General features: G+C 31.1%; 22 protein-coding genes. 14 read left to right on the forward strand and 8 right to left on the reverse strand.

Features of this window, described 5'->3' with window-relative positions:
* Positions 1-13 precede the first annotated feature (13 nt).
* Entirely contained in the window at positions 14-1,123 is a 1,110-nt protein-coding gene (locus tag HYG85_RS23005; RefSeq protein ID WP_212691590.1) for a GerAB/ArcD/ProY family transporter, read from the forward strand.
* Between the two features lie 86 nt (positions 1,124-1,209).
* Here the strand turns inward: HYG85_RS23005 and HYG85_RS23010 are convergent, their stop codons facing one another.
* The 3 genes from HYG85_RS23010 to HYG85_RS23020 all read right to left on the reverse strand — a co-directional run bounded on the left by HYG85_RS23010 (position 1,210) and on the right by HYG85_RS23020 (position 3,631).
* Positions 1,210-1,911 carry a hypothetical protein gene (locus HYG85_RS23010; RefSeq protein WP_113675026.1) on the reverse strand — a complete coding sequence of 234 codons (702 nt, stop codon included), beginning with the start codon at positions 1,909-1,911 and terminating at the stop codon, positions 1,210-1,212.
* Positions 1,912-2,052: 141 nt separating this feature from the next.
* Positions 2,053-2,700 carry a hypothetical protein gene (locus tag HYG85_RS23015; protein ID WP_212691591.1) on the reverse strand — a complete coding sequence of 216 codons (648 nt, stop codon included), beginning with the start codon at positions 2,698-2,700 and terminating at the stop codon, positions 2,053-2,055.
* A gap of 70 nt (positions 2,701-2,770) precedes the next feature.
* Entirely contained in the window at positions 2,771-3,631 is an 861-nt protein-coding gene (locus HYG85_RS23020; protein WP_212691592.1) for a hypothetical protein, read from the reverse strand.
* A gap of 528 nt (positions 3,632-4,159) precedes the next feature.
* Here HYG85_RS23020 and HYG85_RS23025 point away from each other — a divergent pair.
* From HYG85_RS23025 to HYG85_RS23080, 12 genes are all read left to right on the forward strand, one after another.
* Positions 4,160-5,926, forward strand: coding sequence for a sensor histidine kinase (locus tag HYG85_RS23025; protein ID WP_212691593.1), 1,767 nt, complete (start codon positions 4,160-4,162; stop codon positions 5,924-5,926).
* Positions 5,926-7,533, forward strand: a complete 1,608-nt coding sequence (locus tag HYG85_RS23030; RefSeq protein ID WP_212691594.1) for a response regulator transcription factor — start codon at positions 5,926-5,928, stop codon at positions 7,531-7,533. Before HYG85_RS23025 ends, HYG85_RS23030 begins: the two co-directional genes overlap by 1 nt.
* Before the next feature lie 84 nt (positions 7,534-7,617).
* On the forward strand, positions 7,618-8,955 hold the full coding sequence (locus tag HYG85_RS23035; RefSeq protein ID WP_212691595.1) for an extracellular solute-binding protein: 1,338 nt from the start codon (positions 7,618-7,620) through the stop codon (positions 8,953-8,955).
* Positions 8,956-9,116: 161 nt separating this feature from the next.
* A complete protein-coding gene (locus HYG85_RS23040; protein WP_244971250.1) occupies positions 9,117-9,917 on the forward strand; it encodes a carbohydrate ABC transporter permease in 801 nt (266 codons plus the stop codon).
* A gap of 31 nt (positions 9,918-9,948) precedes the next feature.
* Entirely contained in the window at positions 9,949-10,788 is an 840-nt protein-coding gene (locus tag HYG85_RS23045) for a carbohydrate ABC transporter permease (RefSeq protein WP_212691597.1), read from the forward strand.
* A 73-nt stretch (positions 10,789-10,861) separates the two neighbouring features.
* Entirely contained in the window at positions 10,862-11,938 is a 1,077-nt protein-coding gene (locus HYG85_RS23050) for a uroporphyrinogen decarboxylase family protein (protein ID WP_212691598.1), read from the forward strand.
* Positions 11,939-12,001: 63 nt separating this feature from the next.
* Entirely contained in the window at positions 12,002-12,922 is a 921-nt protein-coding gene (locus HYG85_RS23055) for a hypothetical protein (protein ID WP_212691599.1), read from the forward strand.
* 363 nt (positions 12,923-13,285) lie between these two features.
* The gene (locus HYG85_RS23060; protein ID WP_212691600.1) at positions 13,286-16,504 is read left to right on the forward strand and encodes a carbohydrate binding domain-containing protein; all 3,219 of its coding nucleotides are present in this window, start codon (positions 13,286-13,288) and stop codon (positions 16,502-16,504) included.
* A gap of 213 nt (positions 16,505-16,717) precedes the next feature.
* Positions 16,718-18,331 (forward strand): glycoside hydrolase family 43 protein, encoded by a 1,614-nt coding sequence (locus HYG85_RS23065; RefSeq protein WP_212691601.1) that lies wholly within the window; start codon positions 16,718-16,720, stop codon positions 18,329-18,331.
* Complete coding sequence (locus HYG85_RS23070) at positions 18,315-18,578, forward strand: hypothetical protein (protein WP_212691602.1); 264 nt, start codon at positions 18,315-18,317, stop codon at positions 18,576-18,578. The genes HYG85_RS23065 and HYG85_RS23070 overlap by 17 nt, the downstream gene beginning before the upstream one ends.
* Positions 18,579-19,212: 634 nt before the next feature.
* Positions 19,213-19,929, forward strand: coding sequence for a tRNA lysidine(34) synthetase (locus tag HYG85_RS23075; RefSeq protein WP_212691603.1), 717 nt, complete (start codon positions 19,213-19,215; stop codon positions 19,927-19,929).
* Between the two features lie 51 nt (positions 19,930-19,980).
* Complete coding sequence (locus HYG85_RS23080; protein WP_212693822.1) at positions 19,981-21,045, forward strand: tyrosine-type recombinase/integrase; 1,065 nt, start codon at positions 19,981-19,983, stop codon at positions 21,043-21,045.
* Between the two features lie 4 nt (positions 21,046-21,049).
* Here HYG85_RS23080 and HYG85_RS23085 read toward each other — a convergent pair whose 3' ends face one another.
* Positions 21,050-21,346: a LysM peptidoglycan-binding domain-containing protein gene (locus HYG85_RS23085; RefSeq protein ID WP_212691604.1), complete on the reverse strand. Its 297-nt coding sequence runs from the start codon at positions 21,344-21,346 to the stop codon at positions 21,050-21,052.
* A gap of 217 nt (positions 21,347-21,563) precedes the next feature.
* Here HYG85_RS23085 and lexA point away from each other — a divergent pair, with 217 nt between their 5' ends.
* Positions 21,564-22,175, forward strand: a complete 612-nt coding sequence (gene lexA, locus HYG85_RS23090) for a transcriptional repressor LexA (RefSeq protein ID WP_113675021.1) — start codon at positions 21,564-21,566, stop codon at positions 22,173-22,175.
* Between the two features lie 82 nt (positions 22,176-22,257).
* Here lexA and yqeK read toward each other — a convergent pair whose 3' ends face one another.
* From yqeK to yhbY, 4 genes are read right to left on the reverse strand one after another with little or no spacing between them, the layout of a single operon-like run.
* Positions 22,258-23,226 carry a bis(5'-nucleosyl)-tetraphosphatase (symmetrical) YqeK gene (gene yqeK, locus HYG85_RS23095; protein ID WP_212691605.1) on the reverse strand — a complete coding sequence of 323 codons (969 nt, stop codon included), beginning with the start codon at positions 23,224-23,226 and terminating at the stop codon, positions 22,258-22,260.
* A gap of 41 nt (positions 23,227-23,267) precedes the next feature.
* Positions 23,268-23,879, reverse strand: coding sequence for a nicotinate-nucleotide adenylyltransferase (nadD, locus tag HYG85_RS23100; RefSeq protein WP_212691606.1), 612 nt, complete (start codon positions 23,877-23,879; stop codon positions 23,268-23,270).
* A gap of 30 nt (positions 23,880-23,909) precedes the next feature.
* Positions 23,910-25,628 carry a helix-hairpin-helix domain-containing protein gene (locus tag HYG85_RS23105; RefSeq protein WP_212691607.1) on the reverse strand — a complete coding sequence of 573 codons (1,719 nt, stop codon included), beginning with the start codon at positions 25,626-25,628 and terminating at the stop codon, positions 23,910-23,912.
* A 54-nt stretch (positions 25,629-25,682) separates the two neighbouring features.
* Entirely contained in the window at positions 25,683-25,970 is a 288-nt protein-coding gene (gene yhbY, locus HYG85_RS23110) for a ribosome assembly RNA-binding protein YhbY (protein WP_113675678.1), read from the reverse strand.
* Between the last annotated feature and the right edge of the window lie 30 nt (positions 25,971-26,000).

Genomic DNA, 26,000 nt, shown 5'->3' on the forward strand with positions numbered 1-26,000 from the left:
GGAGGGTAATAATTTGAAATATAAAATATCTGCATTACAATTGTTTTCTGCAATGACATTATCTTTAATGGGTAGTGCCGTTCTGTTTTTGCTAGGAGGAAAGTTAAGACAAGATGCATGGTTAGCTCTGATCTTTGGTATACCAGTAGGGATATTTGAAGTTATATTATATACTTCATTATTCTACAAATATCCTAATGATACACTTATTGGCTATATGATTAAAATATTTGGTAAATATTTAGGAACTGTTATTTGTGTTTTTTACATTCTTCGTTTTTTTTATAATGGAGCAAGGATTTTGAGAGAATTTGGTGAACTTACTCTTGTAGCGGTTAATCCAAGAGCTTCACTATATATAATTATATTAATAATTACTGTTGTAGTCACTTATAGTATATATTCAGGTATTGAGATTATATGTCGATTGGCACAAATAATTTTACCAATATATCTTAGTTTGTTTTTTATAGAATATATCTTGCTTTTTTTGACACAAGGTGCAGTTAATCTAAATAATATATTACCTGTTTTTGAAAGTGGTATGAAACCTATATTAATGGAAGTATTTCCATTAGGAGTTGAATTTCCATATGGAGTAAGTGTTATTTTCACAATGATATTTCCTTTTGTAAATAAACCTGAGAAAGTAAGAAAAACAACTATATATGTTGTTATTTTTGTTGGTATCATATTGGCTTTTAATACTATAATGATTATCTCGACTCTTGGTGTGGATTTTGCTTTGTCATCATTATTTCCTTTGCTAGAGACAATGAGATTTGTTAAAGTAGGTTCTATTGATCGTATAGATATTTTAACCATTCTTGCATTAATGGTAGGGTTATTCTTTAAGATAACATTACATTTGTACGCTGCGATGCTTGGTACCTCACAATTATTGAAAATAAAAGATACTAAAGTTAAGTGGTTATCCATTCCATTTGGTATATTGATATTTATAGCCAGCATAATTATTGCGGAAGATTATCCATATCATTTACATATTGGAATGAATATAACACCTTGGATATTCTTTAATTTGTTTATTACTTTTCCTGTATTAGCATTAATAGTGCATTTTTTCAAAAAAGGTAGGGGGAAGAAAAAGAAAAAAAAGTAGAAGTGCTGCGTAAAAAATATAAAAAGAGTCGTTTCATACATTAAAAACAAACAACTCTTTTTATATATAACTTAAAGTATGGAAAATTATCTTACAAGTTTCATAACTTTTATTGCTTTTACTTTAACACTATAATTCTTCTTAGAAGAAGTAGTCATACCTAGAAATTCTTTTTTCGAACAATTAGCACTTATAGTTAAACCTACTGGCATACCTACTAAAATACCTTTTGCTTTTTCTACAGCAAAAAATAAGTTATACTGATATGTTACATTACTAGCGCTAGAAGATTTCCATAAAAGCCATCCGCTATTTGATGAACTTAAATTAGTGAAAGTTTGTTTCATAACTTCTTTATAACTATCTAAAGTTGCTCCAGTTAAAGTTACTCCTAATGCTTTAGTGAAGAGAGATAATAATTTAGAACTCATTAAGTTTACATCAGCACTTTGTTGGTGAATGTTTTGATTAAGAGTACCGATAAGCCCCATAGTCTTGTCGCTTTTAACAATAGATAAAGCTTCAGCAAAATTAAGTTCTAAAGTTTTATCATTAATAGCTGGTGTGAATTTATCAGACATTTCTATAGCTGGCATTATGTACTCATAAGGTAAATCCCAAGCGTCTTGAAATTCTATTGTGCCATTTTGTTTGAGTATTATAGCTGGCATTTTTCTTGTGTTTAAAGAATCAGATTTTACTACAGGTGCATTAGCAGAAGCAAATGATACAGAATAAGTATTGAATAATAATAGTGCAGAAATAAAGATTGTTAAAAATTTTTTCATGGTGAAACCCTCCTAAAATAATATTTTATAAATTTTAAGAATAACTATAGTTAAAATTAAGTGACATATTTAATTATAGATATCCTTAACTTCTATTGAGTAAATTGAGTAATAAATAATTAAACGTTATTCAATAGGTCATTATTTAATCTTTAATATTTTTAATCCATTAATTTCTAATTTGTAATCAAATTTATCGTCATTAGAAATAGTTAATACATCATCTGTAGAACCATTAATTGTAATTTTGAAATTTAAAGGTAATGAAAATATAATGCCATTTTTTTCAACTGTAAATAAAACATTATATGTATAGGTTGTTATTGGATTAAATTCTGAGTAGTTTGAATCTATAACTAACCAACCACAATCATTTTGAACTATTAAATTTAAAAATATGTTTGAAATGATGGCTTTGTATTTTTCTACATTCGTATCATTTGATTCAAGTTTTAGATTTTCAATAGTTAAAAGTGTAATTTTTTCTATTAGGTCTGAAGTTTTAATGTTTTCTTCATCAATACTATGTTTCAAAGTGCCCATCAAACCTAAGTTTTCTTGTTCTTTTATGAAATTCAACATCTTCTTTGTTTGAAATTGTAAATTATCATTATTTACCAACATCTGCAAATCAGAAGATAATGTTTTTGCCGATTCAATAAGACCATCAGATACAAAAATATATTCATTAAATTTCAAATTTGAATTATCATTTGTATTGGATTTAGCAAATGAAGTTATGTTAGATAAAATCAATGTACTAATAAAAATGAAGATAAATCTTTTCATTTTAATACCTCCAGTATAATATATATTATTGCAATTATTTGAAATATAGATAAGAAAAAATAATAAATTATTACATTCTATATGTATAATTATCTAAATATTCATGTGGTGCATATCTTCTAGGCACAGGCTGTCTTCTTATAGGCTGACTACTTATAGGCTGTCTTCTTATAGGTTGTCTTCTTATAGGCTGCCTTCTTATAGGTTGTCTTCTTACAGGACGTTTTTTTATTGGTGTTGAACTATACACAACTTTTAAACCTTGAACAGTAGCTTTATATTCTCTTTTTTTGCTTACTCTAATTCCAAAAACACGTTTATCTTTTTTGTATACATTAACATTTAAGCCAACAGGTATAAGTGTTAATTGGGAATCATTTTCAAATGCAAAAAATAAATTATAGTAATTATTTTTGCTATAAGATTTTTTGCTTGAGAATATAAAATTACCACTGCTAGATTTTTTAAGATTTGAAAAAGCTAATCTAATCTCTTCATAAACAGCATTACGATAAAAATTAAGCTCATGTGCTGGAATAGATGTACCTAATTTTTGTGTTATAAGATACATAATTTCATTAGTTATACCATCAACATCAGGATGTCTTTTTTTTATAGTTTTGTTTAGTGATGAGACAAGTTTTAAATGTGGATCATTATTTGCTATACTAAGAGCTTTTGAGTAATTAAAATAAAGATTAGAATCTACAGTATTCTCAAATTTTTTAATACCAGTAATAATATTATCTTCTGATTTTGAATTATTAGATCTAATTGTAGATCTCTTAAGAACTTGTCCACTACTACTTTTTGAGAAAGAAACTATTCTAAATTTTGAGCTACTTACATTAGAGCTATAAGCATAACTACTACTATAGTTAGTTGTGATTATGATAGATAGCATTAATAAAACTAAAAAAAATTTTTTCATAAATAACACCTCCTTTTTATATATTTTATAATTGATTAGTATATATATAAGTATAAAATTGAGAACTAAATCATGAAAAATATATGTTGAAAATAATTAGCTATAAATAATATATAATGAAAAAATTATATTTAAAGCGGAACAAAGAATAAAAATTTTAAAACAAAATCAAATAATCAAATAAATTTTAACATTATAAAAATAATTAGTCAATATATTTTGTATATTATTTATTTAATAAATAATATATGGAGAAAAATGTTATAAATATTAGAATTAAACAAATTAACTGTAAAGTTAATCCCAAAGACATGCAGATTTGTCAAAAAGAGTTCAGAACAATAGGAGCATAATATTTATCATTGGTCTATGTGTGTACTATTTTACGCTTACTTTGAAACAAGCATTTTGTATTTAAACTTTTGACAAAAGGTAACAGTATCTTTGGCAAAAAAAGTGTGATATACTATAATAATTATATTAAATAAAATCATAGGAAGATAGTTCTATATGAGTTTGGAGGAGCGTATGGCTAGAATCATTTGGTTTTCATTTTCAAATCTAAAGATTAGATCTCAAATTTTTTCATTCTATATGTTGTTATCATTAATTTCAATAATTACTATTAATTTATTGTTTAAGAGTGTAAGTGAAGATTTTTTGACAAAAAAAGTCAGTAGTACTTCTAAACAAACATTATACTCCATTGAAGAAAATATTTTTACCGTGATTGATAATGTTAACGAGTATTCCAAAATGATTAGTTCAAATGAACAGCTTCAGAAAGACTTAAGCGGGATAAATGATGCAAATGTACTAGTTCGAAAAGAAATTAATAAGAATCTGATAAATACCCTTCAAACAATGCCAACAATTTCATCGATATACATATTTGATAATAGAGGCAAAAAATATGCTGTTGATGATGTAATGGTTAAAACATTATCTATAGAAAATATTTCTTCAGCGTATTGGTACAATGAAGTATTAGAACTAAAGGGCAGTTCTTTGCTTGTGAAAAATGCCGGTGGCATATTTGGTGATGAAACAATTAATTACATATCGGTAATAAGAGTGATTAATAATCTAGATACGATGGAACCTCTAGGGATTATCATAGTCAATATACCTGAATCCAAGCTAAAAGCCTCTTACAAAAAAATACATAGCGAGTATAAATTGAATATACTTTTGCTGGATGACAACAACAATGCATTGGTTAGTGATGAGTTTCATAATGCCACAGTTATACGGGAGTTTGCTCAAAGTGCTGCAGGTATGAAATATTATTCAGTCATTAAGAGAGATTCCAACAAAGATATGCTGACTTCATATCTGAAACTTGATAGATACAATTGGAAAATTATCAGTATAATTCCTTTTGAGGAACTTGAAGAGGAAATGAATACTTTTAATTATCTATCAATCATTATCATCATCGGTAATTGTATCTTTATTTTGTTTGGATCAATTTTCATTTCTGAGTTTATCGCAGGACCAATAAAAAAACTAGTGAAGTCAATGAAAAAAGTAAGAAGTGGCATTTTTGACAAAATACTTCTAGATAAAGGTAATAGTGAAGTGATTGAGTTGGGTGAAGATTTCAATATTATGATTTTTGAAATTGAAGAATTAATAAAAAAAACCAAGGCGGACGAAAAGTCAAAAAGAAAGATAGAGCTCAATGTTTTGTATGAACAAATCAAACCCCATTTTTTGTACAATACAATTGATGCAATTGGTTACATGGCTCTGAGTGATAATTGCATAGAAGTCTATGAAGCATTGGAAGTGCTGGGGAATTACTACAGAACCAGTTTGAGTAAGGGGAGTAATATCATTACTTTTGAGGAAGAGCTTGATATCGTTAAAGGGTATATTTATATGCAAAAAATACGTTTTGGTAATATGTTTGAAGTTTATTATGATCTGGATCCAGAAGTATGCGATATTCATACATTGAAGTTGATATTACAGCCTATTGTGGAAAATGCTATTGTGCATGGCATAAAGCATAAAGGCGAACAGGGCACAATTGTGATTTCAGCTAGACTCATTGATGGTTTTGTGAAACTGATTATTGAAGATGATGGTGTTGGAATGAGCCAGGAAACCATTAATTGTATTTTGAATAAGGACAAGAGCAGTGAAAAAAGCAGCTTTGGGTTAAGAGGTACATTTGAACGGTTAAGACTATATTATGGTTCGGAATGCGAATTTAATATAGTCAGTAAAAGAGGGATTGGGACAATGGTGCTATTAAAAATACCATATTTGAATGGAGGAGTCGCATAATGGAAGTTAAGTTGCTGAGAGTTCTAATTGTTGATGATGAGGAAAAGATAAGGGGGTTACTTAAACTTTGTCTTGATTGGCAAAGTATAGGTTTTGAAATAGTTGGAGAGGCCAGCAGTGGCCATGAAGCACTTGATATACTGGAGGATTTAAAGCCTGACCTTATTATTACAGACATCTCAATGGATTTTATGGATGGTCTAGAACTATGTAAACATGCACTCGAGAGAAATCCATTATTGAAAGTAATGATTCTTACAGCCTACAATGATTTCAATTATGCAAAAAAAGGTATTGAACTGGGTGTATCGGATTTTTTATTAAAACCAATAAAAAGAAGTGAGCTTGTAAAATCATTAATCAAAATTAAGGGAATTGTAGAAAGTGAGGTACAATCGAGAAATGACTATCAAATGATGAAGGAACGATTGGAAGATAGTTACCCTGTTCTTAAAAATAATTTTCTTAAGCAATTGATACACAATCAATGCAACTTTAACAAGATTGATCAACAGCTAAATTATTTTGACTTGAATGAGTTGAAAAAATACGCTGAAGTTGCGGTCATTGAACTGAATGCAAATGTTGTGAAGGCTGAAGAAGAAGGCTATATTGTCAAATTTTTGGGATTAGATGTCATAAAAGAATATTATAAGAACAACAAATCGGTAGTACTGTGTGAAGATAATTTACAGAACATCGTTGTTGTTAGTATGAGTAAAACGAACAATCTTTACAATGATATGAACAAGGTTATGAACACATTAATGTGCATTGAAAATTGTAGTGTTTCTATAGGGATTAGCAATTCAATTCATTATTCGATAAATATCCATCGTCGATACCGTGAAGCTATTGAAGCATTGGCATGTAAAGTAATATATGGAAACAATCAATTGATTCGATATGAAGATATTAAGCTTGGGAATAATGAATGCGAAGTTTTATTTGATCCAATGGACGAAATAGCTCTTTGCATTAAAGCAGAGATGGAAGATAAAGCCAGTGTTCTAATAGAAGAATTATTTGGAAAGGACAGTTTTAGCAACGATGACGCTACACAGAACATGAAAGTTCTGGCTATAAAAATGATAACAATAATCAATAATGCTAGAAAAGAGTTAGGATATGACGGTAATCTTTTTATTGAAGATGAAATCGCTAACTATAAGTCTGTCATGGACATCGAAACATTGCCGGATATGATTAATCACTTGCAGTCAATAACTTCAAAGAGTATAGCCTATATCAAACAATCTAGAAATCAAAGGTCTAAGAATACAATTCATGAGATAGCAGTTTACTTAAAAGAAAATATGTTAGATGCTAATATTTCCTTATCTGGTGTTGCGCAAAAATTCTATTTCAATTCAAGTTATCTAAGTCGTGCTTTCAAGCAGGAATATGGTGCAACATTTATAGAATATTTAACCAAGCTTAGAATTGACAAAGCATTGGAATTGCTGAATTCTACCGATCTGAAGTCTTATGAAGTCTGTGAAAAAGTCGGGATTCCAAATCCAAACTATTTTGGTAAATGTTTTAAAAAGCACGTTGGTTGTTCTGTCAGTGATTATAGAAATAATAGTAAAAATCTTACTTCTTAAAGTAAAACCTGTACGTTGATATTTTCCAAGTAAGAACCTATACTTGTATTGTAAACATTAACTATTTCATAGGGAGGTTTTAAAATGAATGTAAGTTATAAGAAATTGATATCTATCATGTTAGCCTTAACACTGATGATTAGTCTAACCGGGTGTGGGGAGAAGAATGATGGAGAAACGGTCAAAGTCATTGAATCACAAACAGAAGCTGAAGCATCAAAAACGGCTGATCAGAGTGATGACATGATAGAAATCTCATTTTGGCATTTATGGCCAGAAGGAACAGGCGCTCAGTCAGAAGCTGTAAGTAAGGTAATTGCTGATTTTGAAGCGGAGAACCCTAATATTAAAATTATTGCTGATGCTACAGAAAATGAAACATATAAGACTAAAATTAAAACTGCTATTGCAGCAGGAGAAGCACCGGATTTATTCTTTTCATGGGGAGCTGGATGGTCTAAGTCATTTGTAGAATCTGGAATGGTATTACCTCTTGACGACTATATCCATGATGGTACAACAGACAAGCTGATTGGAGGTGCGTTAACAAACTTTACATATGATGGCAAGATATATGGACTACCATTAACTTTGAATGTTGGAATCATGTATTGTAATGAAGAGTTGTTTGAGGAACATGGCATCAAAATTCCTGAAACTTACAGTGAGTTAAAAGAGGCAGTTATAGCGTTCAGAGAAAAAGACATTGTACCTTTTGCAGCAGGGGGTAAGGACAGATGGCCTGTGATGTTTTATCATAATGCCTTAGCGCTTAAGATTGCTGGTGCAGAAGCCAATAACAGTGCACTTAACAAGATGGAATCTTTTGACACACCTGAAATCGTGGACTCTGCAGCCAAATTGAAAGAATTGTATGACTTGGGTGCTTTTGATGAAGGTGTTCTCGGCTTGAATAGAGATGAATCTCAAGAACCATTTAAAGCTGGCGAGATACCAATGTATTTTCATGGTAGTTGGTTTGCGGGTGATCTAGAAAAAGATGGTGTACCAGTCAAAGGGAAAATCAAAGTGGTCAACTTCCCTATTATAGAAGGTGCCAATGGAGATCCAAATGAATTCTATGGTGGTGCAGTAGACACATTTATGGTAAATTCGAAAGTTGATAATTTAGATGCAACAATTAAGTTCCAAAAATATTTGTGTGAACATTTGTCTAAAGAATTCTATTTGTTCGGCGGTGGACTTCCGACATGGAAAGTGGATTATGATACCTCAGATATTAATCCAATTCTAAATCAAATTACTGAGTTGTTAGATGATTCAACCGGATTTGTGGTTTGGTGGAACACATTCCTTGAAGGTGAAGATGGCGAAAATCATATGGACTTGTTATTGCAAGCAATGGTTGGAGATATTACACCAGAAGAATTTGCTCAAGGAATGCAAAAAATGAACGAGTAACAATATATTTATTCTATTCACAAAGAATTAATGATAATAAATCTTTAATTCTTTGATTTCTAGGAGGAGCTTTCAATGAAAAAAAAAAAGATAAACAAAAATCTGTGGCTATTGGTGTATTTGTAATACCTGGGTTGTTGTTTTATACACTAGTGGTTATTGTGCCAATTTTTTTCACAATATGTTACAGTTTAAATGAATGGAATGGTATTGGAGAATCTGTTTTTGTTGGGATTAGAAATTATAGAGACTTGGTTGTTGAGGATGGATTTATTAAAGCAGTCATCAATTCACTGGTTATTGCGGCATCATCCATTATGTTTCAGATTCCAATTGGTCTGTTTTTTGCTCTGATATTAGCAAGAGGCATAAAAGGTGAATCACTGTTACGTAATATTTATTTTATACCGTTTATTATTTCAACGGTAGTTGTGTGTCAGCTTTGGATGAAAATATATCATCCACATTATGGATTGTTAAATCTTGGCTTGGAAAAAATAGGGCTTGAAAACTTAATCAATCAATGGTTAGGTAATCGAGATACAGCCCTAGTTGCCGTCATAGTGCCAATTATATGGCAATACATTGGCTATCATATGCTATTGCTGTATACGTCTATAAAGTCAATTCCAAAAGATATCTATGAGGCGGCATATATTGATGGTGCTTCCAATTCACAGATATCTTTTAGAATAACAATCCCGCTTATTAGACCAATGCTTAAAACCTGTATTACTTTGGCTTTGATAGGAGCACTCAAAATATTCGATCAAGTATATCTTTTGACTGGCGGTGGACCGTTGCATGCCAGTGAAGTACCGAGTACTTTAATGTTTCAGACAATATTTCACAAAAGCAAGTATGGTTATGGAAGTTCAATGGCTGTATTCATAATCGTTGAATGTTTGATTTTGACTTTGATTTTGCAAAAAGCTTTCAAAACCAGACAATATACATACTAATTAGATTTCAAGAAAATGGTGAGGTGTTATTTTGGAACATATTAAAATTTCTAGACTATATAAAGTTATATTGGCCATTATACTTATTGGATTTGCAGTAATCCAAATATATCCTTTTTTTTGGCTAATTTTATTTTCACTAAAGGATAACAGTGAAATTTTCGGAGGAAATGTGTTAGGTTTACCTCAACGGTTTTTATGGCAGAATTATCAATCCGCATTGGTGAATGGCAGTGTGGGGCTTTACTTTAGTAACAGTGTTATTGTAACAAGTGCAACAATACTCATAAGCGGATTGCTTTCTTCGATGGTATCTTATGTCATCGGAAGAATGAACTGGAAATATGGAAATGTAACACTTTTGTATTTCACATTGGGTTTAATGATGCCAATACATGCTGCATTGTTGCCACTATTTCTAATGTTAAAGTATGCTGGCATTCTTAATTCTTACTGGGCATTGATCATACCGTATGTCGGCTTTGCAATGCCGTTGTCAATCAACATAATGGTGAATTTCTTTGCAACAATACCTAAAGAACTTGAAGAAGCAGCATCAATTGATGGAGCAAATATCTATCAAACATTTGGATTGATAATGCTCCCGTTGCTTAAACCTGTGCTTGCTGCAGCATCAATATTTACATATATTGCTTCATGGAATGAACTGATGTTTGCAGTAACCTTTGTCAGTAAAAAAGAATTTCGAACATTAACTGTCGGTATTATGTCAATGGTTGGTCAGTATTCTACAAACTGGGGACCGATTGGAGCAGGTCTTGTTGTTGCTACAGTGCCAACGGTTATTGCATATATTTTAATGAGCAAAGATATTCAAAAGAGTTTAACGGCTGGTGCGGTTAAAGGTTAAATGAATAGACTCTCTAGAGAATAACGTCAAAGATATATGTTTTTTGAATTGGACTAATGATAGGAGGAATAAAATGTTGGATTTGTCTAAAATAGTTGACAATTATATTAAATTGCGAACTGATCGTCAATCTGCACCAAAAAAATTTTTAAATGATGAACGTCCCTATATGATCTTCCAAACACCAGATGGTGATATATGGGGGGATAATCGTACACCTGAACAGTGCTTTAATGCCAATATAAAGTATATTGAGGCATCATTGACTGTTGCCAGTGATCACTTACCTGTTTTGGAACCATGGTTTGGAACGGGTGTTTATGCCAATATGTATGGAAGTAAATATGTATGGAGAGATGGGGAAGCACCAGCAACACACTATATGTTCTCAAATATTGATGAAGTTAAAAACTTAAAAAAACCCAATTGGAATGACAGCGAAATAGCTCACCTAATCCTAGATACAATTAGATACTTCAAATCCAAGACAGGTGATGCAATACCCATTATTTGTACTGATACCCAATCTGCGAGCGATACTGCCACTTTACTGCTAGATGCAAGTGAAGTGTTTATAGGTTGTCTACTAGAGCCAGAGATCATGTATCAATTTATGAACGATATCAATCAATGTGTTATTGAATTCACTCAAGTCCAATCGGAGCTGATTGGAAATGCTTTGCTAAAACCGGGTCACATAATGCTTTGTCAAGATAATTTTTCAGGCTACTCCATTTCAGATGACAATTTGGCTGTAGGCTCACCATCAGTTAACCGCCAATTTAATTTACCGCTCAATGAACATATCGGTCAAGCTTTGGGAGGAGTAGCCATACATTCCTGCGGAAATTGGACCCACACCATGCCTTTTATCAAAGAATTGGTGCCTTCATGTGTATCTATTGATTGTGCAATTGATGAGTCATGGGATCCAAATCCCAATACCCCATCAGAAGTCAGGGATGCAATGGCAGGTTCAGGAATAGCTATACATGCACGTCTTTCAGGGAAAACCGATGTTATGCTGGAGCAAGCTAAAGATTTGTTGCATCCGGACTTGAAATTAATTATTCATCCAAATTATATAGACGATTATACAGCAGCGAAGAACTACGAAGCCCTTGAACATTTACTGTCAGGTTATTATTGAAACTAAAAATAAACATTAGTTATATCTCATATTATTTGATTTCTTCTGAAAGGAATATGTACCATGATATCAGTAAACGTTATAAATACTTTAAATTGGGGCAAGTGTATAAAACTGTCTAATCAGAAAATTGAGTTGATTGCAACAACTGATTTTGGACCTAGAATTATTCTTTTTAGTTATGTGAATGGGGTCAATATGCTATATGAAGAAACACCTTCTTGCAATGATACCAAAGGGGATGTGTGGCATTTCTACGGTGGTCATCGTCTTTGGTATGGACCACAAATAGATGATAGATATCTCTATCCGGATAATCAATCTGTAAAGTGGAGATGCATAGAAAGCACCCTAATTTTAACTCAGGAAATTGAAAAAACGACAGGTATTCAAAAAGAAATTATAATCAATATGGATCCCAAATTGGCTAAAGTCACTATTAATCACAAAATAACCAATCACAGTTGCCAGCCTATCAAATTATGCGTATGGGCATTGACATGTATGTCTCCTGGTGGCAGAGAAATAATTCCTTTGCCCAAGGTGGACAGTCGCTTATTGGCAAGCTATTCATTGGCTTTCTGGCCTTTTACAAATCCTAGTGATAGCAGGTTTTATCTTGGTAAAAAAATTATATTGCTGGACCACAATCCAATAATCAAGGATGAGTTTAAAATTGGTATCTCATCATCACATGGGATTGCTGGTTACAACAATCACAACACACTATTTATAAAAAAATATGATATTGTTAATGATGCAGATTATGCAGATTATTCATCAGACTATCAAACATATGTCAATGAGCACACACTTGAACTTGAAAGCCTTGGTCCATATATGACACTTAATCCAAAGTCATCAACATCACACACCGAAGCTTGGTATTTATTTCCTAATATTCCTTATCCCAAAACTGAGTCCGAAGTGATGACTTGTATAATGCCTTTGTTTGATAATCTTATGTGTCAACGACAGATATAAAATGTAAGAATTCAGCGGTATGGCAAGCTGATACTTTCGCGGCAACAGAATAGCTTCAAATTGTAAGATTGAAAGTCTTTAAGCACGTAGACTACGGAACCTCCAATTGGAATGAAGATAATTATATCAATGAGATTCAGTAACTGGCTGATCCAAAAAAAGATTGATTTTAATTACTCGGATACGCATTTACCTCTGGATGATATATGCAAGTATGACAATGGTTGCAACAACTCCAATATTAACAAAATATCTTTTCTTACAAAGATATTTTGTTAGTTGACTATTAGGCAGAGTAAAGGGGTAATTGCCAGAACTGGGTAAACACATAAAACAAACCAAATTAAAAAGGAAGGATTTGTTATGATGAAAAAGATTAAAAGTACAATAGGTTTATTAGTAGGTTTATTAGTAGTTTTAATTAGTATGTTTACATTAAGTTTGATGTTTCAAGTAGAGGTGTTTGCTGCGCCTGATTTGCCCCAAGATGCCACTGGTGCACCGACAATATCTGAAGTTGTTTCATATACTTATTATGCTGATCCTGTTAATGGTGATGATGTAAATGGGAATGGTTCTTCTTCAAATCCCTATAAAACCTTTCAAAAAGCATTGGATAAAGCAGTAGTTAAAAAGGATGCAGGGTATAATACCAAAGTTATACTTAAAGATGGGACTTATAATGAAGAAGTAATATTACAAAACTCTAATTATGCTGCGTGGTATAGAATGGACGATAGATCTGGAAATACTGCATTTGATTATTCTGGAAGAGGTAACAGTGGTACTTTATTTAGTGGTACTACATGGAATGCAAATGATGGTGCACTTGAATTTGATGGAAAAGCAGGATATGTTTCAGTTCCAGACAGTGATGATTTTGATATTACCAGTAAAATAACTATAAATATGACTGTTAAGTTTAACGAAACAATTGGAAATCGTGATATGAAAATACTTGAAAAACTTAAAGGTTCAGCTAATGATACCCCTTATTCAGTAAGAATAGGATCTAATTCAAAAATAGGTCTTTATTGGAATGGACAATGGATTGAAAGTAATGCAATAACATGGGATAATACGAAAATATATACAATTAAGATTACCCATGACGGCAGTAAGGTTGATTTCTATTATAAAGATAGCGATAACATTATTCTTTCATCTGCTGGAAGTGTAACCAATACGGATTCAACTGTAGCATCTGATGGAGAATTATATATAGGAAGAGGTTTAACAGGATGGGAATGTTATTTTAATGGAAGTATATATGATCTTTATGTGGCAAAAAATATAGAAGTAGATCAATCAGCATCTCTTATAATTGAAGCGGAAAATGCAAAAAATGCAATAGTTTCAGGATCAGATGTTTGGAGTAATTGGACACAGGATGGAACAAGTAAGAGATATTATGCTACATGGAATTATGACTGGGGAACAGCTCCTGCATATTATTATGAATATGAAGGTATAGGAGCACCTCAATTCCCTGAGCTTTCAAGAAGACGAGAAATGCTATTTGTAGATGGTGAGCTGTATACTCAGACACTGTCTCTTGAGAATATGACTGATAAAACCTATTATGTTGACGAAGCAAATGATAGGATATACTTACAAATACCTTCTTCATGGTCTGATTTGAATGGGCATACTGTTGAGGTATCCGAAAGGGATCAACTTCTGGATGTAATGCCAGGGAGAAAAAATATTGTTTTAAGAGGTATAGTATTCCAACACGCAAACAATAGTAGTAGGCATTCATCAGGTTATTTTGGAGCAGTCAACTTCTACAAGACAGACAACTTATTAATAGATAATTGTGAAATTAATTATTCTAATTTTTATGGATTAACAATATGGGGAGAAACTTGTGTTAGCGCAAATTGGGGAGAAATTATTAATTCAACTAATGGTAAATATGATTACTCAAAAAATATTACCGTAAATAATACAAAAGTTAATTACAATGGTCATATCGGAATGTGGACTTATGGAGTACAAAATATATTGATGAGCAACTCAGAAGTATCGTATAATGTATGGAGGCTTAAATGGTGTGACTACTTGGATGGATGGGCAAGTGGAGGCTTTAAATTCATGCATACAAATATATGTAAGGTTTACAATGTAAACTTTTTTGATAATTATGCAACAGGATTATGGATGGATGTAGATAACTATGACATAATTATTGATTCAGTTAATGTTGCTAACAATTACTTAAGAGGTGTTTTCTTTGAATATTCACCAGGACCATTTTTAATTAAGGATTCACAAATAAGATATACTAATACAGGAAAATCAGGTACTTATTCTGTTAAAGAAGGAGGATTGGTTATTGAATTATGTGATGATATAACCATTCAAAACAATGTTATAGAAAACAATTTACGCAATCAAATAAATGTGTGGGATTGGGCATATAGAGATGATAGTTATAATTTTAGTGCTGTTCCAGTTGTAAAATTACAAAAAAATAGAGTCAGGGATATTGATATAAACAACAATAAAATAACTCAAGATGCAAGTGGTTATATGATTGAAATACCAAACTGGTCTGACTTGCTTAATACGTTTGCTTGTGACTATAATACTTATAGTGGTGATGCACCATTTTCTGATCTTATTACCTCAAAGACCTTTGAACAATGGAAAACTTGGACTGGTGAAGATCAAAACTCAGATTACGAGATAATACTAAATAATGGTTTTGAAAGTGGTACCGCATCTTGGGCATCATTTGGTTCTGGTTCAGTTGCAACAGTAACTTCACCTGTATACTCTGGTACAAAAGCAGGTATATACTCTGGAAGGACTGCAGCTTGGAATGGACCATCACAAGATATTCTTTCATCTCTTAATGCTAGCGGCCAGGGAAGCTATGATATTGGGGCATTTGTACAACTATCATCTGGAAGTGATATTGGTAATGCAGTCATTCAAACTATAGATTCTTCAGGAACACATTATTTCTTTGTTAGCGGTTTAGTTAATAATACATCGTATACTAATCTATCAGGGATAGTAAATGTAACATGGACAGGAACACTAACTAGTGCTAAATTCTACATATGTACCGATACTTCGACTGCGGATATATATATTGATGATTGTACTTTACAAAAGACTGAGATAGAGTTATTACAAAATGATGGTTTTGAAAGTGGTACCGCATCTTGGGCATCATTTGGTTCTGGTTCAGTTGCAACAGTAACTTCACCTGTATACTCTGGTACAAAAGCAGGTATATACTCTGGAAGGACTGCAGCTTGGAATGGACCATCACAAGATATTCTTTCATCTCTTAATGCTAACGGTCAAGGAAGCTATGATATTGGGGCATTTGTACAACTATCATCTGGAAGTGATATTGGTAATGTAGTCATTCAAACTATAGATTCTTCAGGAACACATTATTTCTTTGTTAGCGGTTTAGTTAATAATACATCGTATACTAATCTATCAGGGATAGTAAATGTAACATGGACAGGAACACTAACTAGTGCTAAATTCTACATATGTACCGATACTTCGACTGCGGATATATATGCTGATGATTGTACTTTACAAAAGATTAATTAAATAATTGGCGATGTTTTTCTTGTTCAAAGAAAACACCTAGATGTGGTTGATACCATAATGGGTCCTATTGGAGCAGCTCTAGTTATAAGCTGCTCCAATTATACTCGTTTTTTTTACTTTTATAAAAAATTAGAAGTAGTTTAATTAAAAAGAGCAATAAAGGATAAAATAAAATACTTTACACTAACAAATTGAGTATGGAGGAATTATTATATGCATGATATCAAAAAAGTTGTTTTGAAAGAGGTTGATAATCCTATACTTCGAGGATTTAATCCTGATCCATCGATTTTAAGAGTTGGTGATGATTACTACATTGCAACTTCTACATTTGAGTGGTTTCCTGGTGTGCAAATACATCACTCCAAGGACTTGATACACTGGAAACTGATTACACGTCCATTGAACAGGATCTCTCAGCTTGATATGAGAGGTAATCCAAGCTCGGGTGGGATATGGGCACCATGCTTGTCTTACCATGATGGTATATTTTATTTGATTTATACCGATGTAAAAAGCTTTTCAGGAATTTTTAAGGATGCTCATAATTATCTTGTGACAGCTAGTAACATCTGTGGAGAGTGGTCTGACCCAATATATTTAAACAGTAGTGGGTTTGACCCTTCCTTTTTTCATGATGATGATGGACGAAAATGGCTTGTTAATATGATTTGGGATCACCGTAAAGGGAATAACAGGTTTGGAGGAATATTACTTCAAGAGTATTCCGTGAAGAAAAAACGCCTTGTCGGTCCAATTACAAATATTTTTAAGGGAACAGAGTTAGGTCTTACGGAGGGACCCCATTTATATAAGAAAAATGGATACTATTATCTGCTTACAGCTGAAGGTGGTACTTTCCTTGATCATGCAGTAACCATGGCAAGATCAAAATCAATTACAGGACCTTATGAGGTGGACCCGAAAAATCCTATTCTTACATCTAGGTATGATTGTAAGCTTGAATTGCAGAGAGCAGGGCATGCAAGCTTGGTAGAAACACAAAATGGAGACTGGTACATGGTTCACTTGTGCGGAAGACCACTTCCTTCTAAAGGACGGTGTATTCTTGGAAGAGAAACAGCGATACAAAAAATGGACTGGACCGAAGATTATTGGCTTAGGCTTGATAACGGAGGGAATACCCCCTTGGTTAATATTAAGTCTCCAGATTTGTTGGAGCATCCATGGGAAAAATCCTGTATTCGGGATAATTTTGACTCTGAAACCTTGAGTATACATTTTCAAAGTCTTAGAATCCCTCTTGGTGAGGATATGCTTTCACTCACAGAGCGCCCCGGTTATCTCAGGTTAAAAGGTTGGGAATCACTAAGTTCAATGCATAAACAAAGTTTGATTGCGAGACGTCAGCAGTCTTTCAAATACACTGCAGTAACCTGTGTTGAATTCGACCCCTATTCATTTCAGCAGATGGCAGGGCTTATATGTATGTATGACTCCTTGAACTTTTATTACCTAAGTATTACTCATAATGAAAACATTGGTAAAGTCTTGACAATTATCGTTTGTGATAATGGAACTTTCGATTACCCGATAGATGAGGGAATATCCATTCATAAAGATGAAAAGTGTTATTTAAAGGTAGAAGTAAATTATGTCAAGCTACAGTTCTATTATTCGGGAGATGGTTTTGACTGGAAAGCCATAGGTCCTGTTTTTGACGCAAGCACATTGTCGGATGAGTATTTTACTTATATAAAAGAAGAAAGATTTACAGGCGCATTTGTAGGTTTATGCTGTCAGGATTTGACCGGATTACACATTAATGCCGACTTCGATTATTTTGAGTATGAAGAAAATTTATGATTACTTGATCAACTATGATTTAAAATATTTAAATCGCATAGCTTTTAACCCAAGCTATTATTGTTTTGATAATGAATGTCCCTTTAGAAGCTATACTGTTTGTCCTAATGAATTAGCTTATGTAAATGAAGTAGGTGAGGTTAAGGATAGAGAAAGCTTTATTGGGTTTAGTGGAGAAATGGATTCGGATGGTTTTGACATAATAGAACATAAGATATTGTTAACAAAGCTAGAGAGATATGATTAGATTTATATCTCTCTACTTTTTGTAATATTCTTTGTAGATAATTATGTATTCTTACAAAAGTTATAATAGTTATAATGCTGAACACTTCTTATAATACTCAATTTAACTATGCGCAAAACACAACTTTAACGAAATGTTATAAGTAATATATACTATACGTGAAAATATTAACAAACTTTCATAATTTTTATCTTCTTATACTTCTTGTTTTATATTGTGTTCAATATCACTATTATTACATCTTATTCTTATTATTTTGCAAGATCTTATAGGAAATAATTATAATATGACATTTAACTAAAATATTAACTTTTATATACAACTACAGCATAATCCATTATAGATAATAAATCTAAATTATTAATACTAACCACTATTTAACCCATTTGTTTTATGATATAATATACTAAATTATGCTCTACTATAATATAGATTAACTCCTATTAATATATATTATACTTATATTTAAAAGGTTTTATATTGCTATATTATGATAATAAAATATATACCAGTTAATTATTATGACTATGGATAATTTATATTATATAGATTTAATTAATAATCAAATATTAATATATTGCAATTTATTAATATTCGTTAAAACTATACTAAAAATAAGAAAGGTTTATATATAATGAAATTACAACAACTACTTAGCCATACTAGAAAAGCTGTAGATACTTACAATATGATAGATGATGGAGATAAAATAGCGATAGGTGTTTCCGGAGGAAAAGATAGTTTAGCACTACTCTATGCGTTAAAAGGACTGCAGAGATTCTATCCAAAGAAATTTGAAGTTGAAGCTATTACTGTTTCTCTTGGCTTTGATAATTTTAATTTAACAGGAGTCAAAAATCTATGCAAAGAATTAGATATAAATTATACAATTGTTGATACTGATATTGGTGAAATCATATTCAACGAGAGAAAGGAAAAAAATCCATGTTCATTATGTGCTAAAATGCGTAAAGGTGCCTTAAATGAAATGGCAGATAAGTTAGGATGTAATAAAATCGCTCTTGGTCATCATAAAGAGGATATTGTTGAAACTATGATGATGTCATTGTTTTTTGAAGGTAGATTCTATACATTTTCTCCAGTGACATATCTTGACAGGATGAAACTATATTCTATTAGACCTTTTATGTATGTTGCAGAAAAAGATTTGATAGGATTTAAAAATAAATATAATCTACCTGTTGTAAAGAGCCCTTGCCCTGCCGACGGAAATACTAAGCGTGAATATATGAAAAATCTTCTCTCCAATTTAGAAAAAGAGAACCCTGGTTTGGTACAAAGGCTATATAGAGCTATTGAAGGTTCAGATATCAAAGGTTGGAAGTTCTAATATTTATAATATGGCATTAATGAAGGTAAGTAAATGAGGTGTATACTAATGATAAAAAATAATGATTACCATGAACAACAAAATATTAAAAACTCAGTTATATTAAGAGAAATTATGTACTCTCTACCCTCTTTTACATTTGAATTTTTTAGAGGCATAGAACAGACTACTTCATCCAAAACTAGGATTGCTTACGCATATGATCTTAGACTGTTTTTTGAATTTATACTTGAGTATCACAAGGATTTCAAAGATAAAGATATAACACACATAGAACTAAAAGAACTCTCATATATAACACCAGATGATATTGAAATGTATTTAGAATACCTAAGTTATTATAAAAAAGAAGATAAAAAAGGTCATATTATTGAACATAAAAATACTGAAAGAGGTAAATCCAGAAAGCTTGCAAGCCTAAGGTCTTTTTTTACATATTTTTATAAAAAGCAAAAAATAACTAACAACCCTGCTTTGCTGGTCGATCTACCTAAGATACATAATAAAAACATAACACGTTTAGAAATTGATGAAGTAGCTAGATTATTAGATGAAGTTGAATCTGGTGATAAGCTAACACAATCTCAAAAGAAATATCATAAATTAACAAAAGACAGAGATTTAGCATTGATGACGTTATTACTTGGAACTGGTATACGTGTTTCTGAATGCGTTGGTCTTAACATTTCTGATATTGATTTCAATGTTAATGGTATTAGGATTGTAAGAAAAGGTGGTAACGAAGTTATCATATATTTTGGAGATGAGGTTGAAAGTGCATTAATGGCATATTTGGATAATAGAAAACATATTATACCCGTTTCAGGTCATGAAGATGCACTATTTCTTTCATTACAACATAAACGATTAAGTGTAAGATCTGTCCAAAACCTAGTAAAAAAATACTCTAAGCTTGTAACTAACTTAAAAAATATCTCCCCTCATAAGCTCAGAAGTACCTATGGAACCAATCTATATAGAGAAACTGGTGATATATACCTTGTTGCTGATGTTCTAGGTCATAAGGATGTAAATACAACTAAAAAGCATTATGCACAAATAGAAGATGCTAGACGAAGACAAGCAGCAAAAGTTATTAAGTTAAGAAAAGACTAGTTTTCTAATTAATAATAGGAACAATAATATGATCTCCATGAAGTATTATATCACTAGACAAGTTATTTATGTGTTTTAACTCTTTTATATACTCCTTAGTGTTATAATACTCTTTATTCATATTTTCCCTTGAAATGGACCATAAAGTATCATTTTTCTCAATCTTGATAGACATATAAATCTTGTTAGGTTTAATTTCTAACCCCTTAACATAATTTGATCCTAATAAAAAACCACAAACAATAAAAAGCGATACACACATACATATTACCAAGACATAAAATCTTTTGTTTCTATACATTTATCATCACCCCGAACATTTGTTTGTATTTATTATACCCGAACAAATGTTCTGTGTCAATAATATTTTTTAATTATCCGAACATTTGTTTGATATTATTAGGTTAATATGCTATAATTGTTAATAAATGTATGCATTATTTTTAGTAATAAAGATTTTACTTGCATGTAATTACAATACATATAACTGGTAAATAATATTATAGGGGTGAATTATTATGAGTAATGACTTGAGCGAAAAGCAAATCAAGATACTTAATTTTATAAAAAGTGAAATTTTAAATAAAGGATATCCACCAGCCGTAAGAGAAATATGCGATGCTGTAGGCTTGAAATCAACATCAACAGTACATGGCCATCTTGAGAGATTAGAGAAAAAAGGAATCATTAGAAGAGATCCGACCAAACCAAGAGCAATAGAAATAATTGATGAATCCTTTTCACCTACAAGAAGAGAATTGGTAAGTGTACCTATCGTAGGTAGAGTTGCAGCTGGAGAACCATTATTAGCAGTAGAAAATATAGAAGAATATTTTCCTATACCTGCTGAGTTTATACCCAACAAACAGACTTTTATGCTAAATGTTAATGGCACCAGTATGATTGAAGCAGGAATTTATGATGGGGATTTAATTTTGGTACAACAACAAAATCAAGCTGTAGATAGAGATATTGTGGTTGCATTACTTGATGACTCTGTTACTGTAAAACGGTTTTTTAGAGAACCAGACCATATTAGGTTACAACCTGAGAATAGTTCAATGACTCCTATAATCGTAGACGATGTAAAGATTATTGGTAAAGTAATAGGGCTTTTTAGAAGATTTTAATAAGAAAAGAGGTTTGCTATTAAAGTGTGTAATAGCAAACCTCTTATTATGATAATAATTTTATTTCTTAAGGTAGATAGAACTAATCTTCAATTAAACTCTTAACGTCTATTTTCTTACCATCACTCCATATTCTTTCAAGATCATAGAATAATCTATCTTCTTTACTGAAGATATGGATAATGATATTGCCATAATCCAATAATATCCAGCTAGCTGAGTTATAACCTTCTACTTGTTTAGGTTCGTAACCATTCTTAGATAAAACTTCGTCTGTTCTATCAATAAGAGCTTTTATATGACTCTTATTATTACCATGAGCTATTATAAAATAATCTGCTATAACTGTTAGATCTCTTATATCAAGAACTTGTATATCCTCTGCAAGTTTGTCATCTAAAGCCTTCAATGCAGTTTTTAATAGATCCATTGAATTGTCTGTATTCTTTTCCATATTTATCTCTCCTGTAGTATCCAAAATATTTTTATAGTACTCATAAGCTTCCATAGTAGTAGGTACTATATACTTTTTACTTGTTTTTAAATAATTGATTGTATCAGATAAAATCATATATAATGCTTTGTCCAAATCTTTCATAACTACTCTTCTGATTTCATCTAGATTAGGTGCTTTTGTTCTCCCAGGTTCTATGTAATCTGATACATAAATAATCTTTTCAAGATTGGACATATTGGGTTTACCAGTAGTATGATAGGTAATTGCATTAAGAATGTCTTCATCATCAATTTCATATTCATATTTAGCCATTACAGAACCTATTTCAGCATGAATCAAGTCAAGATTCTTTTTCTGTTCTTCTGTTACTTCAATATTATATTTTTCACATAACTCCAATTTCTTATCATCAGATAAGTTTTTTGCACAATCATGTAACAGAGCAGCCACTCTAGCCTTTTCAATATCTACATTATACAGCTTGGCTAAGGAAACAGCTGTTTTTTCTACTCCTAATGTATGTTCATATCTATTTTCACTAAGCTGTTTTAGTAGGTGATTTCTAATTCCAGTAATATTATAGTTATTTTGCATGATATTTATCCCTTCTTTACAATAAAAATGTTACAGGCAAACTATATATAGAGTTCATTATCATGAATATATTTTTCAACATCTTCAGGTAATAAATATTTGATTGATAGTCTATTTTTTACCCTTCTTCTTATCTCAGATGAAGAAATTTCAATATCTGGAATACAAATCAGATTTATTGTAGCATCATATTTGCTTTTCAATCTATGAATCTCCTGTTGTAATTGTTCATCAGTATAAGTGGAACCTCTATTAGTAACAACAAAATTACAGATTTCAAATAATCTTTTATAATTCTTCCATTTAACTAGATCAAATAAAGAATCAGCACCTATTATAAAATAATAGGTGTTATTGGGGTATTTTTCATTTAATTCCTCAATAGTATCAACGGTATAAGTATTACCTTCTCTATCAATCTCTATAGTTGATACTTCAAATCTTTTATTATTAATTATACCAAGCTTAGTCATATTGAACCTATGCTTTTTATCAGATGTTCCTTTGTTTGATTTCAGATAAGATATACCTGAAGGTATAAACATTATTTTTTTCAAACCCATCTCATCTAATACGTGCTGAGCCAATATCAAATGACCGTAGTGTATGGGATCGAATGTTCCTCCCATAATACCGATTGATTCATTATTCATAAATAAACCCTTCTATCAGATTAGTTGTATTTAATAAAATACCAGGTAATCTTTAATATTATTATATATAGTCTTTTGTTTATGTTTAGAGAATATCTCTGAAACTTCATCCAAAGAACAGAATGGTTGATCTTCCCTAAAGCTTATTATATCATCAATAATTTCTTTTGGTATTCTAACATATTGATATTTACTGTCTTTCCACACTCTTCCATAGATATTTTCCAGTTCATATCTTGATGCGGTATTCAGATTAGTAAATAGCGAAAAGTCAGAAACGTAATTAGCATAATCAAAATTGATGTTCTTACTGAACGTATATCTAATCCTATTTTTAAGATATTTTTCAGCTTCTTTATCGTTCATATTAAATAATTCAACTGCATTATATCTATCAGTGATATTAATATTAATATACTCAGGAATTTCAGAATCCACAGCATATATATAAGGTTTTAACTTATCATAATAAGCTGAAGTCATAATACTTTCAACTTCATTTTTGGCTGTATATGGTCTATTATCAACTATACGCTTGACAATGTTGTCTCTTGTTTCTTCCTTTATATCAATAAAACCAAATAAAGATTCCAATTCATATTCTTTAGCAGTATTAATATTGGTAAGCAATGAAAAATTGTCACTATAGCGATTGATCTCGTATCTGCTTATATAACCTTTTTTCTCTAATTCACCTAAAGATTTAATAATATATTTTTGATTATTTCTTTCTTTTACTATTTGGTCAGCTCTATTTACTGAGAAAAAGCAAGTTCTTCTAATCTGTTTGATAGAAGCAGTATTAAGATTAACTACTTTAATTTCTTTTTCCACATAGTCATTAACTGGTTTTAGAGCTATGAATTCTTCTACCTTGGAATAGTTATGATACATACCAGGTATTCTTCTAACTTCATATAGGCTATTAATTAGGTTATATAATCTATATTCTACAATATTCTTTGCCATCTTATCGCCTAATTCAGTATCATTAAACAATGATTTCAATTCTTCAAATGATGCTGTACTGATATTACTTATAACAGACATCTTGTTTCTATTTTTATCAAACCATTCTTTCGTAAAGGCTGTGTTACAAAACTTAATCTCCTCAACAGAATTGAATGGATTATATTTTCTATAATTAACAATAGAATATGCCATTGAACTAGTAGTATCCTCCAATACATCTACTAAATCAGTATAAGTAGCAGTATTGATGTTAACTCCTATAGTAGCGTTTTTGTTATTATAATTTTCCCAAATACCTTTTTTCTCTTCTTTTGCTTTTAGCATGGCTTTATCTAAATCACTATACTGTTCAGCTTGATTATATGAATCATCCAAATTAGCTAATCCCTGTTCCAATAATTCTTCACTTAGAGATTTACTTGATAGCAAATAAACATATTTATAACTCCAACCCTCTAACTTGTCAAATGTTGAATCCTTAGAATCCGGCAACAGCATAACTCGTTTGCCTAACAAACGGTTATAAGTATATTCCATAGCTTCAGTAGAAGAATCAGTATCAATACCTATCATTTTAATAAGTTTAACAGTTTTGTTAGAATTACTATCTTCTTCAATTACTTTGATGGCCTCACCACTAATTACTTCCACAACTTTTGCAAGAGTTATGTCCATATCATTGAAGGTTATCGGTCTTGCTAAACTAGAAAAATTACTTAAATTAATTATTATTAACAACATCATTGTTATCGAAATAAATCTTAAATATTTTTTCATGTAAACCCCTCGTTTCTTTTAATCATTAGTATAAAATCAGCTGTACCATAATTGTTATGGCAATATAATCTTAGCGTTTTCCTTAGATTCTCTATATAGTACAATCTTTCTTCCAATCTGCTGTACTACACTTGATCTTGTTCTTTCTGCTAAAACATAACATATATCCTTTGGTGTGTATAAACAATTCTTTAATACATTAATTTTAATTAATTCTCTAGCTTCTAATGCATCAGATATGGCTTCTGTTATTTCAGGAGTTACCCCTGACTTACCAACCTGGAATATTGGTTCTATATCATTGGCCAATCGTCTTAGATAGGCTCTTTGTTTACTTGTTATTCTTTCCATCATATTCTCCTTTTGTAATTT

This window comes from Vallitalea guaymasensis (assembly GCF_018141425.1).
GTDB lineage: Bacteria > Bacillota > Clostridia > Lachnospirales > Vallitaleaceae > Vallitalea > Vallitalea guaymasensis.

What these genes read in the sequence shown, in the direction of transcription:
- HYG85_RS23015 (WP_212691591.1), bottom strand. Translation starts at nt 2,700, where the DNA reads ATGAAAAGATTTATCTTCATTTTTATTAGTACATTGATTTTATCTAAC.
- yqeK (WP_212691605.1), bottom strand. Translation starts at nt 23,226, where the DNA reads ATGCAAAATAACTATAATATTACTGGAATTAGAAATCACCTACTAAAA.
- HYG85_RS23085 (WP_212691604.1), bottom strand. Translation starts at nt 21,346, where the DNA reads ATGTATAGAAACAAAAGATTTTATGTCTTGGTAATATGTATGTGTGTA.
- HYG85_RS23075 (WP_212691603.1), top strand. Translation starts at nt 19,213, where the DNA reads ATGAAATTACAACAACTACTTAGCCATACTAGAAAAGCTGTAGATACT.
- HYG85_RS23010 (WP_113675026.1), bottom strand. Translation starts at nt 1,911, where the DNA reads ATGAAAAAATTTTTAACAATCTTTATTTCTGCACTATTATTATTCAAT.
- HYG85_RS23055 (WP_212691599.1), top strand. Translation starts at nt 12,002, where the DNA reads ATGATATCAGTAAACGTTATAAATACTTTAAATTGGGGCAAGTGTATA.
- HYG85_RS23050 (WP_212691598.1), top strand. Translation starts at nt 10,862, where the DNA reads ATGTTGGATTTGTCTAAAATAGTTGACAATTATATTAAATTGCGAACT.
- HYG85_RS23060 (WP_212691600.1), top strand. Translation starts at nt 13,286, where the DNA reads ATGATGAAAAAGATTAAAAGTACAATAGGTTTATTAGTAGGTTTATTA.
- HYG85_RS23030 (WP_212691594.1), top strand. Translation starts at nt 5,926, where the DNA reads ATGGAAGTTAAGTTGCTGAGAGTTCTAATTGTTGATGATGAGGAAAAG.
- HYG85_RS23025 (WP_212691593.1), top strand. Translation starts at nt 4,160, where the DNA reads ATGGCTAGAATCATTTGGTTTTCATTTTCAAATCTAAAGATTAGATCT.
- HYG85_RS23065 (WP_212691601.1), top strand. Translation starts at nt 16,718, where the DNA reads ATGCATGATATCAAAAAAGTTGTTTTGAAAGAGGTTGATAATCCTATA.
- HYG85_RS23105 (WP_212691607.1), bottom strand. Translation starts at nt 25,628, where the DNA reads ATGAAAAAATATTTAAGATTTATTTCGATAACAATGATGTTGTTAATA.
- HYG85_RS23020 (WP_212691592.1), bottom strand. Translation starts at nt 3,631, where the DNA reads ATGAAAAAATTTTTTTTAGTTTTATTAATGCTATCTATCATAATCACA.
- nadD (WP_212691606.1), bottom strand. Translation starts at nt 23,879, where the DNA reads ATGAATAATGAATCAATCGGTATTATGGGAGGAACATTCGATCCCATA.
- lexA (WP_113675021.1), top strand. Translation starts at nt 21,564, where the DNA reads ATGAGTAATGACTTGAGCGAAAAGCAAATCAAGATACTTAATTTTATA.
- HYG85_RS23070 (WP_212691602.1), top strand. Translation starts at nt 18,315, where the DNA reads ATGAAGAAAATTTATGATTACTTGATCAACTATGATTTAAAATATTTA.
- HYG85_RS23035 (WP_212691595.1), top strand. Translation starts at nt 7,618, where the DNA reads ATGAATGTAAGTTATAAGAAATTGATATCTATCATGTTAGCCTTAACA.